Here is a 24156-nt window from a genome sequence, read left to right as displayed (position 1 = left end):
GCCCGCCGCCCCCCGCACCCGGATCCACAGCTCCACCACCACCCTCAAGAAGCACCCTCAAGGGAAGAAGGCCAACGCCATGCCACAGATCCCGAGCCGCAGAGGACTGCTCTTCGGCACCGCCGCCGTCGGCGCGGGCGCCCTGCTCACGGCGTGCACCAGCAACGAGTCCGAGGACGAGAAGCCGGCCGCGAACCAGAACCAGCCCGCCGCGAGCGACAAGCCCGGCAAGCCGGTCACCATCGGCTTCGCCGGACCGCAGGCGGACCACGGCTGGCTCAACGCCATCAACGAGAACGCCGAGAGCAGGGCGAAGAAGTACTCCGACGTCACCCTGGAGATCACCGAGGGCGCCAACGACACGGCCGCGCAGATCGGGCAGATCGAGACCCTCATCAACAAGAAGGTCGACGTTCTCGTCATCCTGCCCGCCGACGGCAAGGCGCTCACCCAGGTCGGACTCAAGGCGATGCGTGCGGGCATCCCTGTCATCAACCTCGACCGGGTATTCAACTCCCCGCAGGCGTACCGCTGTTACATCGGCGGCGACAACTACGGGATGGGGCTGAACGCCGGGCACTACATCGGGGAGAAGCTGAAGGACAAGAAGGGCGCCAAGGTCGTCGAACTCGCGGGCCTCGACAATCTGGAGCTGACCAAGCAGCGCACCCAGGGCTTCGACGACGCGCTGAAGAACTACCCGAACATCAGCAAGGTCGCCCGGCAGGCCGCCGACTTCACCGTCGAGTCCGGCCAGGCGAAGATGGCCCAGCTCCTCCAGGCGCAGAAGCAGATCGACGCACTGTGGAACCACGACGACGACCAGGGCGTCGGCGCGCTGCGCGCCATCGAACAGGCCGGACGGGACGAGTTCCTGATGGTCGGCGGGGCCGGGGCGCTCGCCGCGTTCGAGGCCATCAAGCAGGACCGGGGCGTCCTCAAGGCGACCGTGCTCTACCCGCCGACCATGGCCGCGTCCGCGATCGACCTCGCCCGCGCCCTCGGCCAGGGCAAGGGCATATCCGGGACCGCCGAGTTCGAGATCCCGGCGTCCGTCACGCTCTACTCCGCCGTCGTCGACAAGGACAACGTCGACCAGTACATGGCGACCGGGTTCAAGTAGAGGCCCGCGCCCACCCCCACACAGCGAACACGGCGGCATCCGTATCCCCGTGGCCGCCACCCGCGCCGTCACGGGCCCGGGTGGCGGCACGGGCCCCGGTGAAGCGGCCGGGGCCCGGCGGTGCCGGGACCGCCGACGAGAAGGAGGACATCCGTATGGGCCCCAAGGGACAGCCCGACCCGGCCGGCCGTGGCAGCGCCGCCGCGACCCCCGAGCAGCGCACCGAGCACCTCGCCCCACCCCTCGGGATCGGCATGGTCGGCTACGCCTTCATGGGCGCCGCCCATTCCCAGGGCTGGCGCACCGCGGGCCGGGTCTTCGACCTGCCCCGGCGGCCCGTCCTGTCGGCGGTCTGCGGCCGCGACCCGGCAGCGGTCCGGGTCGCGGCCGACCGGCTCGGCTGGGCCGCCGCCGAGACCGACTGGCGGGCGCTGATCGCCCGCGACGACGTCGACGTGGTCGACATCTGCACCCCGGGCGACAGCCATGCGGAGATCGCGATCGCCGCGCTGGAGGCGGGCAAGCACGTCCTGTGCGAGAAGCCGCTCGCCAACACCGTGGAGGAGGCCGAGGCGATGGCCGCCGCCGCCGAGGCGGCCCGCGCCCGGGGACAGGTCGCCATGGTCGGCTTCAACTACCGCCGCGTCCCGGCGACCGCGCTGGCCCGCCGGATGGTCGCGGAGGGCCGGATCGGCACCCTGCGGCACGTCCGGGTCGCCTATCTCCAGGACTGGCTCGTCGACCCCGAGGCCCCGCTGACCTGGCGGCTGCGCAAGGAGTCCGCCGGATCGGGTGCCCTCGGCGATCTGGGCGCCCACATCATCGACCTCGCGCAGTACCTCACGGGCGAACGGATCAGCGGCGTCTCGGCGCTCACCGAGACGTTCGTCCGGGAACGGCCGCTGGCCGGCGGGCCGTCCGGCGGCGCGGCACGCGGCCAGGTCACCGTGGACGACGCGGCCCTGTTCACCGCGCGGCTGCCGTCCGGGGCGCTGGCCTCCTTCGAGGCGACCCGGTTCGCCTCCGGCCGCAAGAACGCGCTGCGCATCGAGCTCAACGGTGAACTCGGCTCGCTCGCCTTCGACCTGGAACGCCTCAACGAACTCTCCTTCCACGACCACACCGAACCGGGCGTGAGCGCGGGCTTCCGCCGCATCCTCGTCACCGAGCCCGACCATCCGTACCTGGACGCGTGGTGGCCGCCGGGCCACGGTCTCGGCTACGAGCACACCTTCGTCCACCAGGCCCGCGACCTCGTGCACGCCATCGCGTCCGGGACCGGACCCGATCCCTCCTTCGCCGACGGACTCCAGGTGCAGCGGGTGCTGGCCGCCGTCGAGGAGAGCGCCGCGAAGAACTCCGTCTACACCACCGTCCCGGCCTAGGAGGTCCGTTTCCCCATGCCCCGCCCCTTCACCCTCTTCACCGGCCAGTGGGCGGACCTCCCGCTGGAGGACGTCTGCCGGCTCGCCCGTGACTTCGGCTACGACGGACTGGAACTCGCCTGCTGGGGCGACCACTTCGAGGTCGACAAGGCGCTCGCCGACCCGTCGTACGTGTCCTCCCGCCGGGAACTGCTCGACCGGTACGGGCTCAAGTGCTGGGCCATCTCCAACCATCTGGTCGGCCAGGCCGTGTGCGACCACATCATCGACGAGCGCCACCAAGGCATCCTGCCCGGCCGGATCTGGGGCGACGGCGACCCCGAGGGCGTCCGGCGGCGGGCCGCCGCGGAGATCGCGGACACGGCACGGGCCGCCGCCGCGTTCGGCGTCGACACGGTCATCGGGTTCACCGGGTCCGCCATCTGGCACCTGGTCGCGATGTTCCCGCCCGTCCCCGAGCGGATGATCGAGCGCGGGTACGAGGACTTCGCCGAGCGCTGGAACCCGGTCCTCGACGTGTTCGACGCGCAGGGGGTCCGGTTCGCGCACGAGGTGCATCCCGGGGAGATCGCCTACGACTACTGGACCACCCGGCGCGCCCTGGAGGCGGTCGGCCACCGGCCGGCCTTCGGGCTGAACTTCGACCCCAGCCACTTCGTGTGGCAGGACCTCGACCCGGTCGGCTTCCTGTGGGACTTCAAGGACCGGATCTACCACGTCGACTGCAAGGAGGCGCGGCGGCGGCTGGACGGCCGCAACGGGCGCCTCGGGTCGCATCTGCCCTGGGGCGATCCCCGCAGGGGGTGGGACTTCGTCTCCGCCGGGCACGGGGACGTGCCCTGGGAGGACGTGTTCCGGATGCTGCGGTCCGTGGGGTACGAGGGACCCGTGTCGGTCGAGTGGGAGGACGCGGGGATGGACCGCCTCCAGGGGGCGCCGGAGGCCCTGGCCCACCTCCGCCGCTACGACTTCGACCCCCCGTCCGCCTCGTTCGACGCGGCGTTCGGCTCCGCCGGGTAATCGGTCCGGGTTCCCGGTGCCCGTACGGCCTCGGCGCCCCTGGGTCCGTGCCGCTGGGCGTACGTGTTCCGGCACAGGTCGTTCGTGGGTGCGCAGTTCCCCGCGCCCCTTTGGGGCGCCCCCTCTGCCGGTCCGTCAGGTACGCGCGGGAACCACACCTGCGGGCCCGCGGTCGACCGGCCACAGCAGGAGGCAGCCTCCAGGGGCGCGGGGAACTGCGCACCCCCGTCCGTACCGCACAGGAACAAGTACGCCCAGCAGCACAGACCCAGGGGCGCGAGGAACCGCGCACCCCACGAACGACCCGCACAGGGACAAGCGCGCTCAGCGGCACAGACCCCCCGGAGGCGAGCCCGCAGCCGCAGAACGGGACCGACCCCGCAGGGGGTTACCGCCGAGGCCCCGCCAGGACCCCCCTTTGTCCTGACACGGGAAAAAGTTCAACTTATCTGTCGCACAAGGACTATCCGCCCCGGATAAAGGAGGCTACGGTCCCTGAGGTGTAAGGGACACCTACGAACCGGAGTGACGGCGCACCCCGGGTCCCGCACCGCACAGCCGAACGGCAACCCTCTTCCCCGGACCCTCCCGGAGGGATTTCGTGCACACGAAACGTCACACCCCGAGAAGAACGCTCACCCTCCTCATCACCTCACTGTTCGCCGGCGCCTCCCTCGCCCTCGCCGCCCCGCCGGCCGGTGCCGACACCCCGCGGGCCCCCGCCGCGGCGGAGGAGTTCCAGCAGATCACCCTCGCGAAGGGCGCCCCCGAGGTCGGGGAGCCCATGTCGCTCGCCGTCCTCCCCGAGGGCGGCGTCCTGCACACCTCCCGCGACGGCACGCTCCGCCTCACCGACGCCGACGGCAACACCCGAGTCTCGGGCAAGCTGCCCGTCTACACCCACGACGAGGAGGGCCTCCAGGGCGTCGGGGTCGACCCCGGCTTCAAGGACAACCGCTTCGTCTATCTGTACTACGCCCCGCCGATGGACACCCCGGCGGGCGACGCCCCGGAGACCGGCACCGCCGCCGACTTCGCGCGCTTCGACGGGGTCAACCGGCTCTCCCGGTTCGTCCTGAAGGCCGACGGCACCCTCGACACGGCCAGCGAGAAGAACGTCCTTGAGGTCAAGGCCACCCGCGGCACCTGCTGCCATGTGGGCGGCGACATCGACTTCGACAAGGACGGCAATCTCTATCTGTCGACCGGCGACGACACCAACCCCTTCGCCTCCGACGGCTACACCCCGATCGACGAGCGCGTGAACCGCAACCCGGCCTTCGACGCGCAGCGCAGCAGCGGCAACACCAACGACCTGCGCGGCAAGATCCTGCGGATCAAGGTCCAGCCGGACGGCTCGTACACCGTCCCGGACGGCAACCTCTTCGCCCCCGGGACGGACAGGACCCGTCCCGAGATCTACGCGATGGGCTTCCGCAACCCGTTCCGGATCAGCGTCGACAAGCCCACCGGCGTCGTCTACGTCGGTGAGTACGGCCCGGACGCCGGAGCCGCCAGCGCCACCCGCGGCCCGTCCGGCAAGGTCGAGTTCGCACGTGTCACCAAGGCGGGCAACTTCGGCTGGCCCTACTGCGTCGGCAAGAACGAGCCGTACGTGGATTACGACTTCGCCACCAAGGAGTCCGGTGCCGCGTTCGACTGCGGGGCGCTGAAGAACAACTCCCCGAACAACACCGGTCTGGTGGACCTGCCGCCCGCCGAGCAGGCGTGGCTGCCCTACGACGGCGGCTCCGTCCCCGAGCTGGGCTCCGGCTCCGAGTCCCCGATGGCGGGACCCGTCTACCGGCACGACCCGGACCTGGACTCGCCGGTCAAGTTCCCCGAGGCGTACGACGGCGACTTCTTCGCCGGAGAGTTCGGCCGCCGCTGGATCAAGCGGATCGAACAGGGCGGGGACGGCGCGGTCCAGTCGATCAATCCGTTCCCGTGGACCGGCACCCAGGTCATGGACATGAGCTTCGGCCCCGACGGCGCGCTCTACGTCCTCGACTACGGCACCGCCTGGTTCGGCGGCAACGAGCACTCGGCGCTGTACCGCATCGAGAACGCCACCGGAGGCCGCTCCCCGAGCGTGGAGGCCAAGTCCACCAAGACCTCGGGGCAGTCCCCGCTCAGGGTCCGCCTCGACGCCACCGCGAGCGACCCCGACGGTGACCCGCTGACCTACGCCTGGGACTTCGGTGACGGGAAGACCGGCACCGGCGCCTCACCCTCGTACACGTACCGCAAGGACGGCACCTACACGGCGACCGTCACCGTCACCGACCCGACCGGCCGCAAGGCCCGCGCCAGTGTCCGGATCGTCGTCGGCAACACCGCGCCGACCGTCACCTTGGAGAGCCCGCCGGACGGCAAGCTGTTCAGCTTCGGTGACAAGATCCCGTTCAAGGTGAAGGTCACGGACCCCGAGGACGGGGCGGTCGACTGCTCCAAGGTCACCGTCCGCTACATCCTCGGCCATGACAGCCACGGCCACCCGATCACCTCGGCCACCGGCTGCGAGGGCACCATCACCGCCCCCGCCGACACCGAGCACGACCCCAACGCCAATATCTTCGGGGTCCTCGACGCCGAGTACACCGACAACGGCGGCGGTGGCCAGGAGAAGCTCACCAGCCACGACCAGGTCCAGCTCCAGCCCCGCCACCGGCAGGCCGAGCACTTCGGCGCCCAGCAGGGCATCCGCGTCTACGACAAGCCGGCGGCCAACGGCGGCAAGACCGTCGGGGACATCACCGACGGCGACTGGATCTCCTTCACGCCGTACAACCTGACCGGCGCGAAGAAGCTCACCGCCCGGATATCCTCCGGCGGCGCGGGCGGCTCCCTGGAGGTCCGCAGCGGTGGCCCGAAGGGCGCCCTGCACGGCTCCGCGCCGATCCCGGTGACCGGGAGCTGGGAGACCTTCCAGGACGTCGACGTCCCGCTGCGGGCCCTGCCGAAGAAGACCACCAGCCTGTACCTGGTCTTCAAGGGCGGCTCCGGAGCGCTCTACGACCTGGACGACTTCGACATCTCCAGCGACCCCAAGGACCGTGACGCCAGGCGGGTCCTCGTCTTCTCCAAGACCGCCGGATTCCGCCACGACGCCATCCCGACCGGCGTCCAGACCCTCAAGGATCTCGGCAAGGACAACAAGATCACCGTCGACTCCACGGAGGCGGCGGGCCAGTTCACCACCGCCAACCTCGCCCGGTACGACGCCGTGGTCTTCATGTCCACCACCGGTGACGTGCTGAACGCGGCCCAGCAGCAGGCGTTCCAGAACTACATGGCCAACGGCGGCGGCTTCATGGGCGTCCACGCGGCGGCCGACACCGAGTACGACTGGCCCTACTACGGCAAGCTCGTCGGCGCGTACTTCGAGTCCCACCCGGCGACCCAGCAGGCCACCGTCCGGGTCACCGAGCACGACCACCCCGCCACCAAGTCCGTCCCGGACGTCTGGGAGCGCACGGACGAGTGGTACAACTACCGCTCCAACCCGCGGGACAACGTCCGCGTCCTCGCCACCCTGGACGAGACCACCTACCAGGGCGGCACCATGAAGGGCGACCACCCGATCGCCTGGTGCCAGGCGTACGAGGGCGGCCGGTCCTTCTACACCGGTCTCGGCCACACCAAGGAGTCGTACGCCGAGGAAGCCTTCCGCAGCCATCTGCTGGGCGGCCTCCAGTACGCCAGCGGCCAGGTCAAGGGCGACTGCAAGCCCGAACAGGGCGCCCGCGACCTCTTCAACGGCCACACCACGGACGGCTGGAAGCAGGCCGGTCCCGGACGCTTCACCGTCAAGGACGGCGTCCTCAACAGCGAGGGCGGCATGGGGCTCCTGTGGTACCAGGCCAAGGAGCTGAAGTCCTACTCCCTGACGCTCGACTGGAAGATGACCGGTGACGACAACTCCGGTATCTTCGTGGGCTTCCCCGCCTCCGACGACCCCTGGTCCGCCGTGAACAAGGGCTACGAGATCCAGATCGACGCCACCGACCGGGCCGACCGCACCACCGGCTCCGTCTACTCCTTCAAATCGGCGAACATCAACGCACGTGACCGTGCGCTGCGCCCGCCTGGCCAGTGGAACAGCTACGAGATCCGTGTGCAGGGCGAACGCCTCCAGGTCTTCCTCAACGGAGTCAAGGTCAACGACTTCACCAACAAGGACCCGCGGCGCAGCCTCACCGACGGACACATCGGGCTCCAGAACCACGGACCCGCCGACAAGGTGGCGTTCCGCGACATCCAGCTGAAGGAACTGCCCGTACCGGGCGCCTAGAACGGCGGCGGGCGGAGGACGCCGGACCTCCGCCCGCCGTCCCGGACCGACCATCCGGCACCGCACCGCACCACTCCGCACCACTCCGCACCACTCCGCACCGCTCCGGACCCTCCCGGAGGGATGCCCGCCCGCTTCCCCTTGCCTCGCCGGGGGCGGGCCGCCCTTCGGCCCGGAGCCGTCGTCCCTCCCGCCTCCCCTGGGCGGGAGGGACCCGCTCCCCCCACCCACGACCCGCCACCCACGCCCCCCACCTCACGTCCCCCCCTCACGTCCCGCCCCCTCACGACTCGTTCCCTCGCGCTCCCGGTTCGCGCACGACAAGGAGGCTGCCCATGTCCGCCGAACCCACCACTCCGTCCACGACCGCTCCGTCCGGCACCGCCCGGTCCACGCCCACCGGTTCCACGTCCACCCGGCCCGGCACCGCCCGCTCCACGTCCGCCCGCGCCACGTCCGCCCCGGGCGGTGTGCCCGCCGCGGCTCCCGCCCGTACCGGCGTCTGGCTGATCGGCGCAAGGGGCTCCGTCGCCACCACCGCCGTCGCGGGCTGCGCGGCCGTCGCCGCCGGACTGCGCCCCGCCACCGGGATGGTCACCGAGACCGACGCGTTCACCGAGGCCGCGCTCCCCCCGCTGGGCACCCTCGTCTTCGGCGGGCACGACACCCTCGACTGCCCCCTCCCCAAACGCGCCGAGGCTCTCGCCGACCAGGGCGTCCTCCCGCACGGCCTCGCCGACGCGGTCCGCGCCGAACTGGAGGCCGCCGACCGCGAGATCCGCCCCGGTGGCCCGCTGCCCGGTGACTCCCGCGACGAGGAGGAACTGATCGAGGTGTTCGCCGCCGACATCCGTGCCTTCGTCCGAGTGAACGGCCTGGCACGCGCCGTCGTCGTCAACGTCGCCTCCACGGAGGCCGGCCCCGGCGACGGCACCCTGCCGCCCAGTTCCCTGTACGCGGCGGCGGCCCTGCGCGCCGACTGCCCGTACGTCAACTTCACCCCGTCCACCGGGCTGCACCACCCGGCGCTCGCCGCCGAGGCCGAGGGCGGCGGACTGCCGTACGCGGGCCGCGACGGCAAGACCGGGCAGACCCTGCTGCGGTCCGTCCTCGGGCCGATGTTCGCCCAGCGCGCGCTCACGGTGCGGGCCTGGTCCGGGACGAATCTCCTCGGCGGCGGGGACGGCGCCGCCCTGGCCGACCCGCGCGCCGCCGCCGCGAAGAACGCGGGCAAGGAACGCGTCCTCGCCGACACCCTCGGGACGGTCCCCGAAGGCGGTACGCACATCGACGACGTCCCCGCGCTCGGCGACTGGAAGACGGCCTGGGACCACATCGCCTTCGACGGCTTCCTCGGCTCCCGGATGACCCTCCAGACCACCTGGCAGGGCTGCGACTCGGCCCTAGCCGCCCCCTTGGTCCTCGACCTGGCCCGGCTGCTGGCCCGCGCCCACGAGACCGGTCTCGCCGGACCCCGGCCGGAACTCGCCTTCTACTTCAAGGACCCGGACCCGGGCGCCCCGGCCGCGCTCGGTGAGCAGTACGCGCAACTGCTGGCGTTCGGCAGGCTCCTGGCGGGTGAACGATGAACGACCCCCGCGACACGGCACCCGGACCCGCTCCGGCTGTAGCCGGTCCGTCGGTACCTGGTGGGTCGGTACCTGGTACGTCCGCGCCCGGTACGTCCACGGTCCAGGTGTCGGCGGCCCCCGCCCCCCAACGCCCCGCGATCCGCGCCGGAACCCGCGCCGACTGGGCCGAACTCCTGCGCCTGCCCGCCCTGTTCACCGTCCCCGGTGACGCCCTCGCCGGAGCCTCGACCGTCGCCTCCCGCCCCGGACGCCGTACCCTGCTGGCCATCGGCGCCTCCGTGTGTCTGTACCAGGCGGGCATGGCGCTCAACGACTGGGCCGACCGGGAGGTCGACGCGGTCGAACGCCCGCACCGGCCGCTGCCGTCCGGGCGGATCGCCCCCGCCGCCGCCCTCACCGGCGCGGCGGCCCTCACCGCCGCCGGGATCGGCTGCGCCGCACTGGCCGGACGCCCCGCGCTCGCGACCGCCGCCGCGCTGGCGGCCACGGTGTGGGCGTACGACCTCGGGCTCAAGCACACCCCGCTCGGCCCCGTGGCCATGGGGACGGCCCGCGCCCTGGACCTCGTCCTCGGCGCCACCGCCAACGGCGGCCGGGCCCGGCGGGCGCTGCCCGCCGCCGCGGCACTCGGCACGCACACCCTCGCGGTGACCGCCGTGTCCCGCCACGAGGCGTACGGCGGCTCCACCGCCGTACCGCTCACCGCCCTCGCGACCACCACCGCGCTGGCCCGGACGCTGCTCGGACCGCGTCCCCCCGCCGGCGCCCACCCGCCCCCGGCAGGCCGACGGGGAGCAGCCCCCCTCGGCCTGCCGGGCACCAGCCTCCAGGGCGCGCTCACCGCCGGATACCTCGCCACCGTCGCCGTACCGCTGTGGCACGCGGCACTCAACCCGTCCCCACCGCTCACCCGGCGGGCCGTGGGCGCCGGAATCCGGGCGATGATCCCGTTCCAGGCCGCGCTCTGCGCCCGCGCCGGAGCGCCCGTCACCGCACTGCTGACCGCCGCCCTCGTCCCCGCCGCCCGGACCTTCGCCCGGCGGGTGAGCATCACATGAGCGCCCTCCGTTTCGCCTACGGCACCAACGGTCTCACCGATCTGCGGCTCACCGACGCCCTCACCCTGCTCGCCGACCTCGGGTACGACGGCGTCGGGCTGACCCTCGACCATATGCACCTCGACCCGTGCGCACCGGACCTCGCGGAGCGCACCCGCGCGGTGGCCCGGCAGCTCGACCGGCTCGGACTCACCGTCACCGTCGAGACCGGCGCCCGCTATGTCCTGGACCCCCGGCACAAGCACGGCCCCACCCTGCTCGACCCCGACCCGGACCGGCGGGCCCTGCGCACCGGACTCCTCACCACCGCCGTCCGGGTCGCCGCCGAACTGGGCGCGCACGCCGTCCACTGCTTCAGCGGCCCCGCGCCGGGCGGGGTCGACGAGGATCAGGCGTGGGACCGGCTCGCGGCGACCCTGGAACCCGTCGTCGCCGCCGCGACTGCCGCCGGGGTGCCACTCGCCGTGGAACCTGAGCCCGGCCATCTGCTGGACACCCTCGACGGGTTCCACCGGCTGCGCACCGCGCTCGGCTCGCCCGAAGCCCTCGGGCTCACCCTCGACATCGGCCACTGCCTGGTGACGGAGACCGCGCCGCCCGCCGACTGCGTCCGGGCCGCCGGGCCCTGGCTGCGGCACGTCCAGATCGAGGACATGCGGCGCGGTGTCCACGACCATCTGCCCTTCGGCGAGGGAGAGCTGTACGTCCCGCCCGTCCTCGACGCGCTCGCCGCCACCGGGTACCAGGGGCTGACCTGCGTGGAACTGCCCCGGCACAGCCACGCGGGCCCCCGGCTCGCCGCCACCTCGCTGGAGTTCCTGCGCTCGGTGGCCCCGCCCCCGTCCGGACACGGTACGGCGCGCCGCGCGCGGCGCCCGGCTTCCCCGCGTACGACGGCCCGGCCGTCCCACGGCGGAAGCGACCGCGTACCCGCCACTGGGCGCACCACCCCCGGCGAAGGGGGCCGGTCATGACGGCCCCCGTCCACCTCCCCACCCGCGAGGAGCTCGGCGCCGCACTGTCCGAGGCCGCCCGCGCCTGGCTCGACCGGGCCCTCACCGAGGCGGGGGGCGAGGCGGAGACGGAGGTCGGAACCGCGGCCGGGTCCGGGTCCGGGTCCGGGGCCGAAAGCGGGGCCGGGGCGGGACCGGCAGCCGAGGCCGGAGCGGCAGTGAACGGTGGGAGCGCAGCCGTCTCGGGAGCCGCGTCCGCACCCGTCCCGGGAGCCGCACCCATCCCGGGAGCCGGGTCCGCGTACAGGGCCGGAGCCGCAGCCGCACCCGTCCTCTCGGGAGCCGCAGCCGCAGCCGCAGCCGCACCCGTCCCGGGAGCCGCAGCCGTACCGGGAGCCGCATCCGCACCCGCCTCGGGAGCCGCAGCCGTCTCGGGAGTCGGGTCCGCGTACAGGGCCGGAGCCGTACCCGGCCCCGGGCAGTCCGGGGCCGCCCGGGGTGCCGCCCGCTGGGAAGCGCTGTTCGCGCAGGCCGGACGCCGCTGCGGGCACGAGCACGCCGACGCCGTACGCGTACTCCTGCTGCGCGCCGCGCACGCCGGTCCCGACACCCTCACCCGGCTCTACGGCCAGGGCACCGCCGCCGAACGCCGCGCGGTGCTCCTCGCCCTGCCCGCCCTCGTCCCCGGACCCGCCGCCCTCCCGCTGGTCCGGGACGCGCTGCGCACCAATGACACCCGGCTGGTCGCCGCCGCCGTCGGCCCCTACGCGGCCGTCCACCTCGACGCGCACGAATGGCGGCACGCCGTGCTCAAGTGCCTGTTCACCGGGGTCCCGGTGACCGCCGTCGCCGCACTCGCGGAACGCGCCCGCGGCGACACCGAGCTCGCCCGGATGCTCGACGACCAGGCCCGGGAACGGACCGCGGCGGGCCGCCCCGTCCCCGACGACCTGCGGTACACGCTGACCCTCACCGCCCCCAGGGCGGCCACTGCCACCGGCGAGGAGTCCTGATGCGCATCTTCGATCCCCACATCCATATGACCTCCCGCACCACCGACGACTACCAGGCCATGCACACCGCCGGGGTCCGTGCCGTGGTCGAACCCTCCTTCTGGCTCGGCCAGCCCCGCACCTCACCCGCCTCGTTCATCGACTACTTCGACGCCCTCCTCGGCTGGGAACCCTTCCGCGCCGCGCAGTACGGCATCGCCCACCACTGCGCCCTCGCCCTCAACCCGAAGGAGGCGGGCGACCCGCGCTGTGTGCCCGTCCTCGACGAACTGCCGCGCTATCTCGACAAGGACGGGGTCGTCGCCGTCGGGGAGATCGGCTACGACTCGATGACCCCGGCCGAGGACCACGCGCTGGCCGCCCAGCTCCAGCTCGCCGCCGACCACGAACTGCCCGCGCTCGTCCACACCCCGCACCGCGACAAGCTCGCCGGACTGCGCCGCACCCTCGACGCCGTCCATGAGTCCGCGCTGCCCGCCGACCGGGTCCTGCTCGACCATCTCAACGAGACCACCGTCAAGGAGGCGAAGGACGCGGGCTGCTGGCTCGGGTTCTCCGTCTACCCCGACACCAAGATGGACGCCGCGCGGATGGTCGACGTCCTCAACGAGTACGGGCCGGAGAAGGTACTCGTCAACTCCGCCGCCGACTGGGGCCGCAGCGACCCGCTGAAGACCCGCGAGGTCGCCGATCTGATGCTGGTCTCCGGATTCACCGAGGACGACGTGGACCTCGTGCTGTGGCGCAACCCCGTCGCCTTCTACGGGCTCAGCGGGCGCCTAGTCCTCGATGTCCCCGGGGCCGGGACCGGCGCGACCCATGAGGGCAACTCCATCCTGCGCGGAGGTTCGTGACCGATGCGCTTCCGGCACCCCGACGGCTCCACGGTCCACCTCGCCTACTGCACCAACGTCCACCCCGCCGAAACCCTCGACGGGGTCCTCGCCCAGCTGCGCGACCATTGCGAACCCGTCCGCAAACGCCTCGGCCGGGACCGCCTCGGCATCGGACTGTGGCTCGCCAGGGACGCCGCCCGCGCCCTCGCCGCCGACCCCGCCGCCGTCCGGTCGCTGCGCGGCGAACTCGACCGGCGCGGCCTGGAGGTCGTCACCCTCAACGGCTTCCCCTACCAGGGATTCGGCGCCGAGGAGGTCAAGTACCGGGTGTACAAACCCGACTGGGCCGACCCCGAACGCCTCGGCCACACCACCGAACTCGCCCGGCTGCTCGTCCAGCTCCTCCCGGACGACATCACCGAGGGCACCATCTCCACCCTCCCGCTCGCCTGGCGCACCGACCATCCCGCGCCGCGCGCCGCGGCCGCCCTCGACGCCCTGCGCACGCTCGGCCACCGGCTCGACGCACTCGCCGACCTCACCGGCCGTTCCGTGCGTGTAGGCCTGGAACCCGAGCCCGGCTGTGTCGTGGAGACGACCCGGGACGCCATCGCGCCGCTCACCGCCGTCGGACACGAGCGGATCGGGATCTGTGTCGACACGTGTCATCTGGCGACCTCCTTCGAGGACCCCGGCCCCGCCCTCGACGCGCTCACCGCCGCCGGCGTACCCGTCGTCAAGGCCCAGCTCTCCGCCGCGCTGCACGCCGAGAACCCCCATCTGCCCGAGGTACGCGAAGCCCTCGCCGCCTTCGACGAACCCCGGTTCCTGCACCAGACCCGCACCGCCACCGCCGCCGGACTGCGCGGCACCGACGACCTCGGCCCCGCGGTCTCCGGCACGGCGCTGCCCGACGGCGCCCCCTGGCGCGCCCACTTCCACGTACCGCTGCACGCCGCGCCCGCCCCGCCGCTGACCTCGACGCTCGACGTGCTGACCGCGTCCCTGGGGCGGCTGGTCGGCGGACCCCGGCCGCTGACCCGGCACCTGGAGGTCGAGACGTACACCTGGCAGGCCCTGCCGCCCGAACTGCGGCCCCGGGTCCGGGCCCAGCTCACCGACGGGATCGCCGCGGAACTCACCCTGGCCCGCGACCTGCTGACGGACCTCGGCCTGAAGGAGCTCCCGTGACCCCCGTGCCCCCGGAGTCCACCGCGCCCGACGAGTCCACCGGGCCCAACCGGTCCACGGCACCCGCCGCCGACGCTCCCGCCGACGCGGTTGCCGACGCCCCGCCCCCCACCCCCCTCCTCGTGCTCGACGTCGTCGGGCTCACCCCCCGGCTCCTCGCCCGTATGCCCCATCTGCGGGCCCTCGCCGGGACCGGCTCCCGCGCGGCGCTCGGCACGGTACTGCCCGCGGTCACCTGCGCCGCGCAGTCCACGTTCCTCACCGGCACCCTGCCCGCCGAGCACGGCATCGTCGCCAACGGCTGGTACTTCCGCGAACTGGGCGACGTCCTGCTGTGGCGCCAGCACAACGGCCTGGTCGCGGGCGACAAGCTCTGGGACGCCGCCCGCCGCGCCCACCCCGGCTACACCGTCGCCAACATCTGCTGGTGGTACGCGATGGGCGCCGACACCGACTTCACCGTCACCCCGCGTCCCGTCTACTACGCCGACGGCCGCAAGGAACCCGACTGCTACACCCGGCCGCCCGCCCTGCACGACGAACTCGTCTCCCGGCTGGGCACGTTCCCGCTGTTCCACTTCTGGGGACCGGGCGCCGACCTCGTCTCCAGCCAGTGGATCATCGACGCGACCCGGCACCTCCTCGCCACCCGCCGCCCCGACCTCGCCCTCACCTATCTTCCCCATCTGGACTACGACCTCCAGCGCTTCGGCCCCGACGACCCCCGCTCCCATGCCGCCGCCACCGCGCTCGACACGGCGGTCGCGCCCCTGCTGGACGACGCCCGCCGCGAGGGCCGCACCGTCGTCGTCCTCTCCGAGTACGGCATCACCCCCGCCGACCGGCCCGTCGACATCAACCGCGCCCTGCGTCGCGCGGGTCTCCTGGAGGTCCACACCCAGGACGGTATGGAGTACCTCGACCCGATGGCGTCCCGTGCCTTCGCGGTCGCCGACCATCAGATCGCCCATGTCTACGTCCGCCGCCCCGAGGACCTGGACGCCACCCGCGCCGCCCTCGAAGGGCTCCCGGGCCTCGAACAGCTCCTGGACGACGAGGGCAAGAAGGCCCACGGCCTCGACCATCCGCGCTCGGGTGAACTCGTCGCCCTCGCCGAACCGGGCGCCTGGTTCACGTACTACTACTGGCTGGACGACGCCCGCGCCCCCGACTTCGCGCAGCTCGTGGAGATCCACCGCAAACCCGGCTACGACCCGGCGGAACTCTTCATGGACCCCGAGGACCCGTACGTACGGCTCAAGGCGGCGGGTGCGCTGGCCCGCAAGAAGCTCGGTATGCGTTACCGGATGGCGGTCGTCCCCCTCGATCCGTCACCCGTCCGCGGCACCCACGGCCGCCTTCCCGCGAGCGACGACGACGGTCCGCTCCTCCTGTGCTCCACCCCCCACGCGTTCGGTGACCGGGTAGCGGCCACCGAGGTGAAGTCCCTGCTCCTGACCCTCGCCGGTCTCACCGACCCCGCCCGTGAACCCTCCGGTGAAGCCGCGAGCGAACCCTCCAGCGAAAGCGAGAGACCGTGAACCAGCACTCCGAGCCCGCCTCCGCACCCGCCTCCGGAGCCACCCCGGACGAGTCCCTGCGCCGGGTCCTGGGCGTGGACCGCCGCCGCTTCCTGAGCACCTGCTCAGCCGTCGGGGCGGTCGCGGTCGCGGCCCCCGTCTTCGGCGCGTCCCCGGCCCTCGCGGACAGCCGCGGCCGGGGCCACGGCCATGGTCATGGGCACGGCCACGGCCATGACCGGCGTGCCCTCGTCCCCGCCCACAAGCGCGGCATCATCCTCTACACCGTCCGGGACGCGATCGCCCGCGACCCGCTGGCGAGCGAGCTGCCGTCCGGCTTCCGCGAGGTCTTCAAGCAGCTCGCCCGCTACGGCTACCGGCAGGTCGAGTTCGCCGGATACGGCCAGCACGCGAACGCCCCCGGCGGCGCGAACCTCGACAACGTCCAGGGCGCCCGGCTCCTGCGCTCCTGGCTCGACGACTACGGGCTGCGGGCCCAGGGCAACCACGGCTTCATACCCGCGACCCTCACCGCACCGGACCTCGACCGTTTCAAGCAGGCCCTGGAGATCGCCAACATCCTCGGCATGGACCACATGGGCACCGGCGGCGACCCCACCTGGTCCTCGCACCGCGCCGACTGGGACAAGGCCGCCGACCACTGGAACGCGATCGGCGCCGTGGCCCGCCGCGCGGGCATCAAGCTGTACACCCACAACCACGACGGCGCGTACGACTTCCTGCTGGACGGCGGCCCCCCCGACGCCCAGGGCCGCCCGACCCGCAGCTCCGGCGTCCGCAAGCTGGAGTACTTCCTGAAGCGGACCGACCCCCGCGACGTCTGGCTGGAGCTGGACATCTTCTGGGCCCATGTCGCCCGGTACAAGTTCCACACCTACACCGCGCACGACGGCTCCCAGCGCCGCAGCCTCTTCGACCCGGCGAAGCTCGTCGCCCGCAACGGCACGCGCTACCCGCTGTTCCACGCGAAGGACGGCACCGTCAACGAGAGCAGCGGCAACGGCTACGACATGGTGCCCTTCGGCACGGGCGACATCGACTACGAACGCTTCTTCTCCCGCGTCGGCCGGAAGACCTACCACAACCCGATGGTCGAACAGGACAACGCCCCCAGCAGCTCGGCCCCCACCCAGTCCCTGGACTCCGCCCGCACCGGCTACACCAACCTGGCAGCCCTCCGAGCCTGCTGACCCACCCCTCCCGCCCGGCGCCCCTGCCCTCACGGGGGCGCCGGACGGGAGCGCCGCGACACCTCCGGTGACCAACCGCGCACGCTCCGCCACCCACCCTCCCGGCCTGCGAATACACAGGTGAAAGCGACTCCGAAACCTTGGTATTGTTGTCCATGTCGCCGCGGGGAACACCCCCGCGAACACCACACCGGTCCGGGTGGCGGAATGGCAGACGCGCTAGCTTGAGGTGCTAGTGCCCTTTAACGGGCGTGGGGGTTCAAGTCCCCCCTCGGACACCAGCAGGAACCCCAGTTGATCTGGGGTTTTTCTGTATTCCCGACGGTGGTCGCGACCTCTGCCGGGTCGGGTGGGCGCCTACCGGCGCGACCCCGGGACGCCTCGTCGCGTAGGGCCAGGAAGCCCCTCGCCGGCCCACACCTCTACCTCCGGATCGCTGCCGCACCCGGCTCGGGCCCGCTACTGCGGGTAACGCTGGACAATGCAGCCCCACCGCACGCACGCCATCGCCAGCAGGCCCATCGCCAGGATCAGCCACCAGCGAGGCAAGGCCCCGCGGCGCAGGCCGACGTAGCTGAGCGACGCGGGGAGCGCGGCGGTCAGGAGCAGCACGAGACGTGTGCCTGTGGCCAGGCGCGCCGCCGCATCCGCCTTGAGCTGTTCCCATTCCTGCCACGTCACAACGCCCTCTCGCCTTCGGACCGCTGCGTCCGTGCCTCCGGCCGTTGCCTGGGGCCCTGGCTGACGGTAGCAACCGGCTCTGACGTGCGTGTCGTTCACGTCGGCACCTGTCTCGACCCGCCCTCAGCCCACCGTCGCCGACTCCCGGGGCGTGGGGTCCCGGAGGGGGCGGGTTCGGTGCAAGGTGTGGATGTCGCGGCCGAAGGACCAGGTCAGGGTGGTGAGGGCGAGGAGGATCACGGGCAGGGCCAGCGGCCGGGGGAGGTAGGTGGCCGCCGCGAGGAGGGCCACGCCCTGGAACGCGGCGACCGCCTTGCGGGCCGTGCTCGGCGTCAACGGGGCGTTCAGCCAGGGCAGTACCCGCGCGGCGGCCACGAACCCGTACCGCATCAGCCCGATCAGCAGGACCCACACCCCCAGCCGGGCGGAGACGTACACACTGAGCACCAGGATCAGGAACGCGTCCACCTCCATGTCGAACCGGGCGCCCAACTCCGACACCGTCCCCGTGCGGCGGGCCACCAGGCCGTCCACGGCGTCCAGGACCAGGGCCACCCCCGCCAGCGCCGCCAGCGGGGTCACCCGGGGCGGGCCGTCGAGCGAGTCCGCCACCAGGGCCGTCACCCCGCCGACCAGGGTCGCCCGCGCCAGCGTCACCCGGTTCGCCGGACCGAACGGGCCGGGCCGCGCCCGGCGCAGGGCGCGGATCAGGAGCAGCCAGGTCCCCACCGCGAAGACGAGCCCCGTCAGCCGTCCCGCCGGGCCCAGCCCGACGGTCCCGGCCAGCAGCGCGAGCAGCAGCACCTGCGCCACCGCGCCCGCCGCGATGTCATGCCGCGCCAGCCGCGTTCCGTCCTCGCCAGATGCCTGGTTCAGGGCCATCGCGCACCTTCCGCCCTGGTGACAGGGCTGATTCCCGCCGCGTACCGTACTCGCGGTCTCTGCTCTCAGTACGTGGGGCCGACCGGGACCGTTCACCACCAGTGCTGTCCCGGCCCGCCCGCCCCATCCGCGCCACGCCCGCGACAGGAGCTGTTCCTTGGTCCTCAGCGCACCTCACCCCGCAGGTACCGGACAGGGTTCCGGTACCGGTCCGGCGGGCGCTCGTACCGCCCGTGCCTACTGGTTGCGCGCACCCGGTCAGGGGGAGATCCGCGAAGTGCCCCTGCCCGAGCCGGGGGACGGTGATGTCGTCGTGCGGAGCCTGTACTCCGGGGTCAGCCGGGGCACCGAGACCCTGGTGCTGCGCGGAGGGGTACCCCGCAGCCAGCACACTGCCATGCGCGCGCCCTTCCAGGAGGGAGACTTCCCGGCGCCCGTGAAGTACGGATATCTCAACGTCGGTGTGGTGGAGGGCGGCTGCGCCGCGCTCCTCGGCCGGACCGTGTTCTGTCTGTACCCCCACCAGACCCGCTACGTCGTCCCCGCCACCGCCGTCACCCCGGTCCCCGGCACCGTTCCCGCCGCCCGCGCGATCCTCGCCGGGACGATGGAGACCGCCGTCAACGCCCTCTGGGACGCGGCGCCCCTGGTCGGTGACCGGATCGCGGTCGTCGGGGCCGGAATGGTCGGCGCCTGTGTGGCGGCCCTCCTCGTCCGCTTCCCCGGCGTACGGGTGCAACTCGTGGACGCCGACCCCGCCAAGGCCGCCATCGCCGACGCGCTCGGGGTGCGGTTCGCGGCGCCCGACGACGCGCTCGGCGGCTGCGACCTCGTCGTCCACGCCAGCGCCACCGAGGCCGGGCTGGCGCGGTCCCTGGAACTGCTCGCGCCGGAGGGCACCGTGCTGGAACTGAGCTGGTACGGCGACCGCAAGGTGTCGCTGCCGCTGGGGGAGGCGTTCCACTCGGGGCGGCTGGTGGTGCGCGCCAGTCAGGTCGGGGCGGTGTCACCGGCCCGCCGTTCCCGGCGGGACTTCCGCGACCGGCTCGCCCTCGCGCTCGACCTGCTCGCCGACCCCGCCCTCGACGCGCTGATCACCGGCGAGTCCGCCTTCGACGACCTGCCTCGCGACATGGCGCGTATCGCGGCGGGGGAACTGCCCGGACTCTGCCACCGTGTCGTCTACGGGAGCGAGGGGCGGTGGGCCCCGTGACCGGAGCGGCGCCCGGAGAGGCTGTCCGGGCCGCGATCCTGGCCGTGCCCCTGGCTGTGACCGCGCCGGGGCCAGGTCGGTGACCCCGGCCCACTCCGGCCGCCGCGGCCGGGCCGTGACCCGGGCCGTGACCTCCAGCCCTGCTGACCGGCGCACCCGCGTAGCCCACCCGTACGACATCCGTACGACATCCGTACGACATCCGTGGTTCCGGGAGGTGACTTCGCTGAACGAGACACCGGCGGCAGCCGTATAGGACAGGAGCCCCGGCAGCGCACCGACATGCCGTACTGGAGGGTCAACCGTTGTTCAGCATCACCGTCCGTGACCATCTGATGGTCGCCCACAGCTTCCGCGGCGAGGTCTTCGGGCCCGCGCAACGTCTGCACGGGGCCACGTTCCTCGTGGACGCCACCTTCCGTCGCGCCGAACTCGACGCGGACAACATCGTGGTGGACATCGGGCTGGCCACCCGCGAACTCGGTACGGTCGTCGCCGCGCTGACGTACCGCAACCTGGACGACGAGCCCGACTTCACCGGCGTCAACACCTCCACCGAGTTCCTCGCCAAGGTGATCGCCGACCGGCTCGCGGACCGGGTCGCCTCCGGAGCGCTCGGGGAAGGCGCCCGCGGACTCGCCGGGATCATCGTCACCCTCCACGAGTCGCACATCGCCTGGGCGAGTTACGAGCGTGCCCTGTGACCCGCACGGACACACCCGCCGCCGTCACATCCCAGGCAGCCACGTCCCAGGCCGTCCCGCCCGTGGGTCCCGCCCGCCCCGGCGCCGGTGCGACTGCCGGCACCTCGGCCGGTACACCCGCACACACGAGCACGGGTACGGGTACGGGTACGGGTAGGTCCGCCAGTTCGTCCGCCGGTACGGGTACCCGTACGTCCGCCGGGACTTCCGCCGGTACCTCCGTCTCCTCGTCCTCCCGCATCGTCCCGACCGACGCCCGGCCGATGCACTTCGTGATGCCCGGCGGTGTCGACGACCCGGCCGCGCCCAGTGGCGGCAACACCTATGACCGGCGGGTGAGTCTGGACCTGTCCGGCTTCGGCTGGGACGTCCGGGCGCACACCGTGGACGGCGACTGGCCCCGCCCCGACGCCGTCGCCACGGCCCGCCTCGCCCACACCCTCGCCGCACTGCCGGACGGCGCGGTCGCGCTCCTCGACGGCATCGTGGCCTGTCCGGCGCCCGAGACCGTCGTCGCCGAGGCCGAACGCCTGCGACTGGCGGTCCTGGTGCACCTCCCGCTCGCCGACGAGAGCGGGCTCGACGAGGCGACCGCCGCGGAGCTCGACGCCCTGGAACGCACCACGCTGCGCGCCGCGGCCGCAGTCGTCGCGACCAGCGACTGGGCCGCCCAACGGCTCGTCAGCCACCACGGGCTGGCCAGCCGCCGGGTCCATGTCGCCGCCCCCGGCACCGACATCGCACCCCTGGCGACCGGCACCGACGGGATCTCCCGGCTGCTGTGCGTGGGCTCGCTCACCCCGCGCAAGGGACAGCACCGGCTGGTCCGCGCGCTGGCCACGGTCGCGGACCTGCCCTGGAGCTGCGTCCTGGTCGGCGGTCTCGACCAGGACCCCGGCTATGTGTCCCGGCTGCGCGCCCTCGTCGACGAACTGGGGCTCACCGGCCGGGTACGGATCGCCGGGCCCCAGGTGGGCGCCGAGCTGAACGCCAGCTACGCCCGCGCCGATCTGATGGTCCTGGCCTCGGACAGCGAGACCTACGGCATGGCCGTGACGGAGGCCCTCGCCCGGGGCATCCCCGTCCTGGTCACCGAGATCGGCGGGCTGCCCGAAGCGGTGGGGCGCGCACCCGACGGCAGCGTTCCCGGCGTCCTGCTGCCGGACACCGACCCGGCCGCCCTCGGCACGGCCGTCCGCCGCTGGTTCGACGAGCACGACGAACGCCAGCGGCTCAAGGCGGCCGCCCGGTCACGCCGCACCTCCCTCGACGGCTGGGCCACCACCGCCCGCAGTCTGTCCGGGGTCCTCGAACAGCTCCGCCGCGACACCTGGAGCGCGGTGTGACGGCGACCGCCGACCCCACGAGGTTCACCCCCGACTGGCTGGCCCTGCGCGAACCCGCCGACGCGGCGGCCCGCTCCGCCGCGCTCCTCGGACCGCTGCGGCCCGGACTGGTCGCCCACGCGCGGTCCGGAACTCCATTGGTCGTCCACGACCTGGGGTGCGGCACCGGGTCCATGGCCCGCTGGCTGGTGCCCCGGCTCCCCATGGCACAGCACTGGGTGCTGCACGACCACGACCCGGACCTGGCCCGGCTCGCCGCCGAGCGGACACCCCGCTCCGCCGCCGACGGTTCACCGGTGACCGTGGCCACCCGCGGGGGGGACGTGTCCCGGCTGACGGCGTCCGCCCTCGCCGGTGCCTCACTGATGACGATGTCTGCTTTTCTTGACATCGTTACTTCGGACACCGTCGACAGGCTGGCGGCGGCCTGCGCGGGTGCCGGCTGCCCGGCGCTGCTCGCCCTCTCCGTCGTCGGCCGGGTGGAACTCACCCCCGCGGACCCGTTCGACGCGGATGTCGCCCGTGCCTTCAACGCCCACCAGCGCCGCTCCGGGCTGCTCGGACCCGGCGCCGTCGAGGCGGCGACCACCGCCTTCACCCGGCACGGGATGACGGTCCGGGTGCACGAGAGCCCCTGGCGCCTGGGGCCCGCCCATGCGGCCCTCACCGCCGAATGGCTGCGCGGCTGGACCGGCGCCGCCCGGGATCAACGCCCCGACCTCGCCGCCCGGCTGGACGCCTACCGCGCCCGCCGGCTGGCCGCCTGCGCGACGGGCGACCTGCGGGTGACCGTCCACCACGCCGACGTCCTCGCCCTCCCCCGAGGAAGCCGCACCCCCCATGCCCCCACCCCCTGACCCCCGCACCACCCCGGCATCACCCCCACCCGCACCCGCACTTTCCGCCCGTCCGGCGAGCACCTGTACGGGTACGGACACGGGTACGGGTACGGGTACGGACGACGCCAGTACGGATACGGCACGGTCCCCGCACGGCGGCAGCACCCCGCCCGTGGACACCCCGCCCGGTCATGGCTCCGACGGCGACGCCAAGTCCGGACAAGGCTCCGACGGCAACGCCCCACCCGGTAATGCCCCGCCCAACCCCGCCCTGCCCGGCCACACCCCGAAACGCGATCCGCCGGGCAGGCTCCGGACCTGGCTGCCGCCGCTCGCCGGGGCGGCGATCCTGGCCCTGCTGCTGTCCCGGCTCGGCACCTCCGCCGTCACCGAAGGGCTGACTCGCGTCACCCCGGCCGCGGTCCTTGCCGCCCTGGCTCTCGGCGCCTTCACCACGGTGCTCAGCGCCTGGCGCTGGCGCCTGGTGGCCCGCGCGCTGGGCCTCGGCCTCCCGCTGGGCAGGGCCGTCGCCGACTATTACGGGGCCCTCTTCCTGAACTCGGTCCTCCCCGGCGGGATCGTCGGGGACGTGGACCGCGCGGTACGGCACGGCCGGGGCAACGGGGAACTGGGGCGGGGCGTGCGGGCCGTGGTCCTGGAACGCACGGCCGGACAGCTCGTCCTCCTGGCGGTGGCCGCCGTGGTTTTGACCGCGTTCCCGTCCCCGGTCGCCGACCACGCCCGGCGGGCGCTCACCGGCCCGTGGACCGCGGCCGTCCTGGCGGTCGGCTGCGGGGCGACGGCACTCGTCGTCGCACTACGCGCCCGTGCCGCCGCAGGGGCCGATGCCCGCCCCGCCGCTCCCGCCGCTCCCGCCGGTACCGTCCGAGCCACCTCGGCCGCCTCCGCTACCCCCGCCACCCCCGCCCGGGCGGACCGCCGTGCGCTGTACGGACGCCGTACCGCCCCCGCCGTCCTCGGCGTCTCCGCCGCCGTGCTCGCCGGGCACCTCGTCCTGTTCTGGCTCGCCGCCCGGGTCTCCGGGGTCACCGCCCCGTTCGCCGTGCTGCTGCCGCTGATGGTCCTCGCGCTGCTCGCGATGTCCGTGCCGCTGAACATCGGCGGCTGGGGTCCCCGGGAGGGCGTCACCGCCTGGGCGTTCGGCGCCGCCGGGCTCGGCGCCGCCCAGGGCCTCACGGTCTCGGTGCTGTACGGGGTGCTCGCCGTCGTCGCGGCCCTGCCCGGTGCGCTGGTCCTCGCGGCCCGCTGGTGCGCACGGCCGGGCCGCTCCCCGC

General features: G+C 73.3%; 18 protein-coding genes, 1 tRNA gene and 1 pseudogene. 18 read left to right on the top strand and 2 right to left on the bottom strand.

Annotated elements, in window-relative coordinates; all coding sequences use genetic code 11:
* Positions 1-79 precede the first annotated feature (79 nt).
* From OG711_RS07000 to OG711_RS06940, 13 genes are all read left to right on the top strand, one after another.
* Complete coding sequence (locus OG711_RS07000; protein ID WP_073790560.1) at positions 80-1123, top strand: substrate-binding domain-containing protein; 1044 nt, start codon at positions 80-82, stop codon at positions 1121-1123.
* Positions 1124-1278: 155 nt separating this feature from the next.
* Positions 1279-2508 (top strand): Gfo/Idh/MocA family protein, encoded by a 1230-nt coding sequence (locus OG711_RS06995; RefSeq protein ID WP_405672898.1) that lies wholly within the window; start codon positions 1279-1281, stop codon positions 2506-2508.
* Positions 2509-2523: 15 nt separating this feature from the next.
* Entirely contained in the window at positions 2524-3528 is a 1005-nt protein-coding gene (locus tag OG711_RS06990; RefSeq protein ID WP_073790346.1) for a sugar phosphate isomerase/epimerase family protein, read from the top strand.
* Positions 3529-4129: 601 nt separating this feature from the next.
* The gene (locus tag OG711_RS06985; RefSeq protein ID WP_329558766.1) at positions 4130-7822 is read left to right on the top strand and encodes a ThuA domain-containing protein; all 3693 of its coding nucleotides are present in this window, start codon (positions 4130-4132) and stop codon (positions 7820-7822) included.
* A 335-nt stretch (positions 7823-8157) separates the two neighbouring features.
* A complete protein-coding gene (locus tag OG711_RS06980) occupies positions 8158-9411 on the top strand; it encodes an inositol-3-phosphate synthase (protein WP_329558765.1) in 1254 nt (417 codons plus the stop codon).
* A 107-nt stretch (positions 9412-9518) separates the two neighbouring features.
* Entirely contained in the window at positions 9519-10472 is a 954-nt protein-coding gene (locus tag OG711_RS06975; protein WP_329558764.1) for an SCO3242 family prenyltransferase, read from the top strand.
* Complete coding sequence (locus tag OG711_RS06970; RefSeq protein WP_329558763.1) at positions 10469-11446, top strand: sugar phosphate isomerase/epimerase family protein; 978 nt, start codon at positions 10469-10471, stop codon at positions 11444-11446. Before OG711_RS06975 ends, OG711_RS06970 begins: the two co-directional genes overlap by 4 nt.
* 260 nt (positions 11447-11706) lie before the next feature.
* A complete protein-coding gene (locus OG711_RS06965) occupies positions 11707-12438 on the top strand; it encodes an EboA domain-containing protein (RefSeq protein WP_329563658.1) in 732 nt (243 codons plus the stop codon).
* Positions 12438-13292, top strand: coding sequence for a TatD family hydrolase (locus tag OG711_RS06960; RefSeq protein WP_329558762.1), 855 nt, complete (start codon positions 12438-12440; stop codon positions 13290-13292). The genes OG711_RS06965 and OG711_RS06960 overlap by 1 nt, the downstream gene beginning before the upstream one ends.
* A gap of 3 nt (positions 13293-13295) precedes the next feature.
* Entirely contained in the window at positions 13296-14465 is a 1170-nt protein-coding gene (eboE, locus tag OG711_RS06955; RefSeq protein ID WP_329558761.1) for a metabolite traffic protein EboE, read from the top strand.
* A gap of 122 nt (positions 14466-14587) precedes the next feature.
* Positions 14588-16006, top strand: coding sequence for a nucleotide pyrophosphatase/phosphodiesterase family protein (locus OG711_RS06950; protein WP_329563656.1), 1419 nt, complete (start codon positions 14588-14590; stop codon positions 16004-16006).
* Positions 16003-17196 carry a sugar phosphate isomerase/epimerase family protein gene (locus OG711_RS06945; RefSeq protein WP_329558760.1) on the top strand — a complete coding sequence of 398 codons (1194 nt, stop codon included), beginning with the start codon at positions 16003-16005 and terminating at the stop codon, positions 17194-17196. The genes OG711_RS06950 and OG711_RS06945 overlap by 4 nt, the downstream gene beginning before the upstream one ends.
* A gap of 193 nt (positions 17197-17389) precedes the next feature.
* Positions 17390-17477, top strand: a tRNA-Leu gene (locus tag OG711_RS06940).
* A gap of 178 nt (positions 17478-17655) precedes the next feature.
* Here the strand turns inward: OG711_RS06940 and OG711_RS06935 are convergent.
* Positions 17656-17877 (bottom strand): hypothetical protein, encoded by a 222-nt coding sequence (locus tag OG711_RS06935; protein ID WP_329558759.1) that lies wholly within the window; start codon positions 17875-17877, stop codon positions 17656-17658.
* A 123-nt stretch (positions 17878-18000) separates the two neighbouring features.
* Positions 18001-18759 (bottom strand): CDP-alcohol phosphatidyltransferase family protein, encoded by a 759-nt coding sequence (locus tag OG711_RS06930; RefSeq protein ID WP_329558758.1) that lies wholly within the window; start codon positions 18757-18759, stop codon positions 18001-18003.
* Positions 18760-19036: 277 nt separating this feature from the next.
* On the opposite strand from OG711_RS06930, the gene OG711_RS06925 reads away from it, so the two are divergent.
* The 5 genes and pseudogenes from OG711_RS06925 to OG711_RS06905 all read left to right on the top strand — a co-directional run.
* Positions 19037-19972, top strand: a complete 936-nt coding sequence (locus OG711_RS06925; RefSeq protein ID WP_329558757.1) for a zinc-dependent alcohol dehydrogenase — start codon at positions 19037-19039, stop codon at positions 19970-19972.
* 305 nt (positions 19973-20277) lie between these two features.
* Positions 20278-20676 carry a 6-pyruvoyl trahydropterin synthase family protein gene (locus OG711_RS06920; protein WP_329558756.1) on the top strand — a complete coding sequence of 133 codons (399 nt, stop codon included), beginning with the start codon at positions 20278-20280 and terminating at the stop codon, positions 20674-20676.
* A gap of 263 nt (positions 20677-20939) precedes the next feature.
* Positions 20940-22022 (top strand): glycosyltransferase family 4 protein, encoded by a 1083-nt coding sequence (locus OG711_RS06915; protein ID WP_329558755.1) that lies wholly within the window; start codon positions 20940-20942, stop codon positions 22020-22022.
* On the top strand, positions 22019-22879 hold the full coding sequence (locus tag OG711_RS06910) for a class I SAM-dependent methyltransferase (protein ID WP_329558754.1): 861 nt from the start codon (positions 22019-22021) through the stop codon (positions 22877-22879). The genes OG711_RS06915 and OG711_RS06910 overlap by 4 nt, the downstream gene beginning before the upstream one ends.
* A pseudogene (locus OG711_RS06905) lies at positions 22863-24044 on the top strand (lysylphosphatidylglycerol synthase transmembrane domain-containing protein); the annotation flags it as partial. The gene OG711_RS06910 and the pseudogene OG711_RS06905, both read left to right, overlap by 17 nt.
* Positions 24045-24156 lie beyond the last annotated feature (112 nt).

Origin of the sequence: Streptomyces uncialis (genome assembly GCF_036250755.1) — a bacterium.
Classification (GTDB): Bacteria; Actinomycetota; Actinomycetes; order Streptomycetales; family Streptomycetaceae; genus Streptomyces; species Streptomyces uncialis.
This window is presented reverse-complemented; position numbering and strand designations above follow the sequence as displayed.

Coding starts and splice junctions, on each gene's coding strand:
- OG711_RS07000 (WP_073790560.1), top strand. CDS start 80: ATGCCACAGATCCCGAGCCGCAGAGGACTGCTCTTCGGCACCGCCGCC.
- OG711_RS06995 (WP_405672898.1), top strand. CDS start 1,279: ATGGGCCCCAAGGGACAGCCCGACCCGGCCGGCCGTGGCAGCGCCGCC.
- OG711_RS06990 (WP_073790346.1), top strand. CDS start 2,524: ATGCCCCGCCCCTTCACCCTCTTCACCGGCCAGTGGGCGGACCTCCCG.
- OG711_RS06980 (WP_329558765.1), top strand. CDS start 8,158: ATGTCCGCCGAACCCACCACTCCGTCCACGACCGCTCCGTCCGGCACC.
- OG711_RS06970 (WP_329558763.1), top strand. CDS start 10,469: ATGAGCGCCCTCCGTTTCGCCTACGGCACCAACGGTCTCACCGATCTG.
- OG711_RS06960 (WP_329558762.1), top strand. CDS start 12,438: ATGCGCATCTTCGATCCCCACATCCATATGACCTCCCGCACCACCGAC.
- eboE (WP_329558761.1), top strand. CDS start 13,296: ATGCGCTTCCGGCACCCCGACGGCTCCACGGTCCACCTCGCCTACTGC.
- OG711_RS06930 (WP_329558758.1), bottom strand. CDS start 18,759: ATGGCCCTGAACCAGGCATCTGGCGAGGACGGAACGCGGCTGGCGCGG.
- OG711_RS06915 (WP_329558755.1), top strand. CDS start 20,940: ATGCACTTCGTGATGCCCGGCGGTGTCGACGACCCGGCCGCGCCCAGT.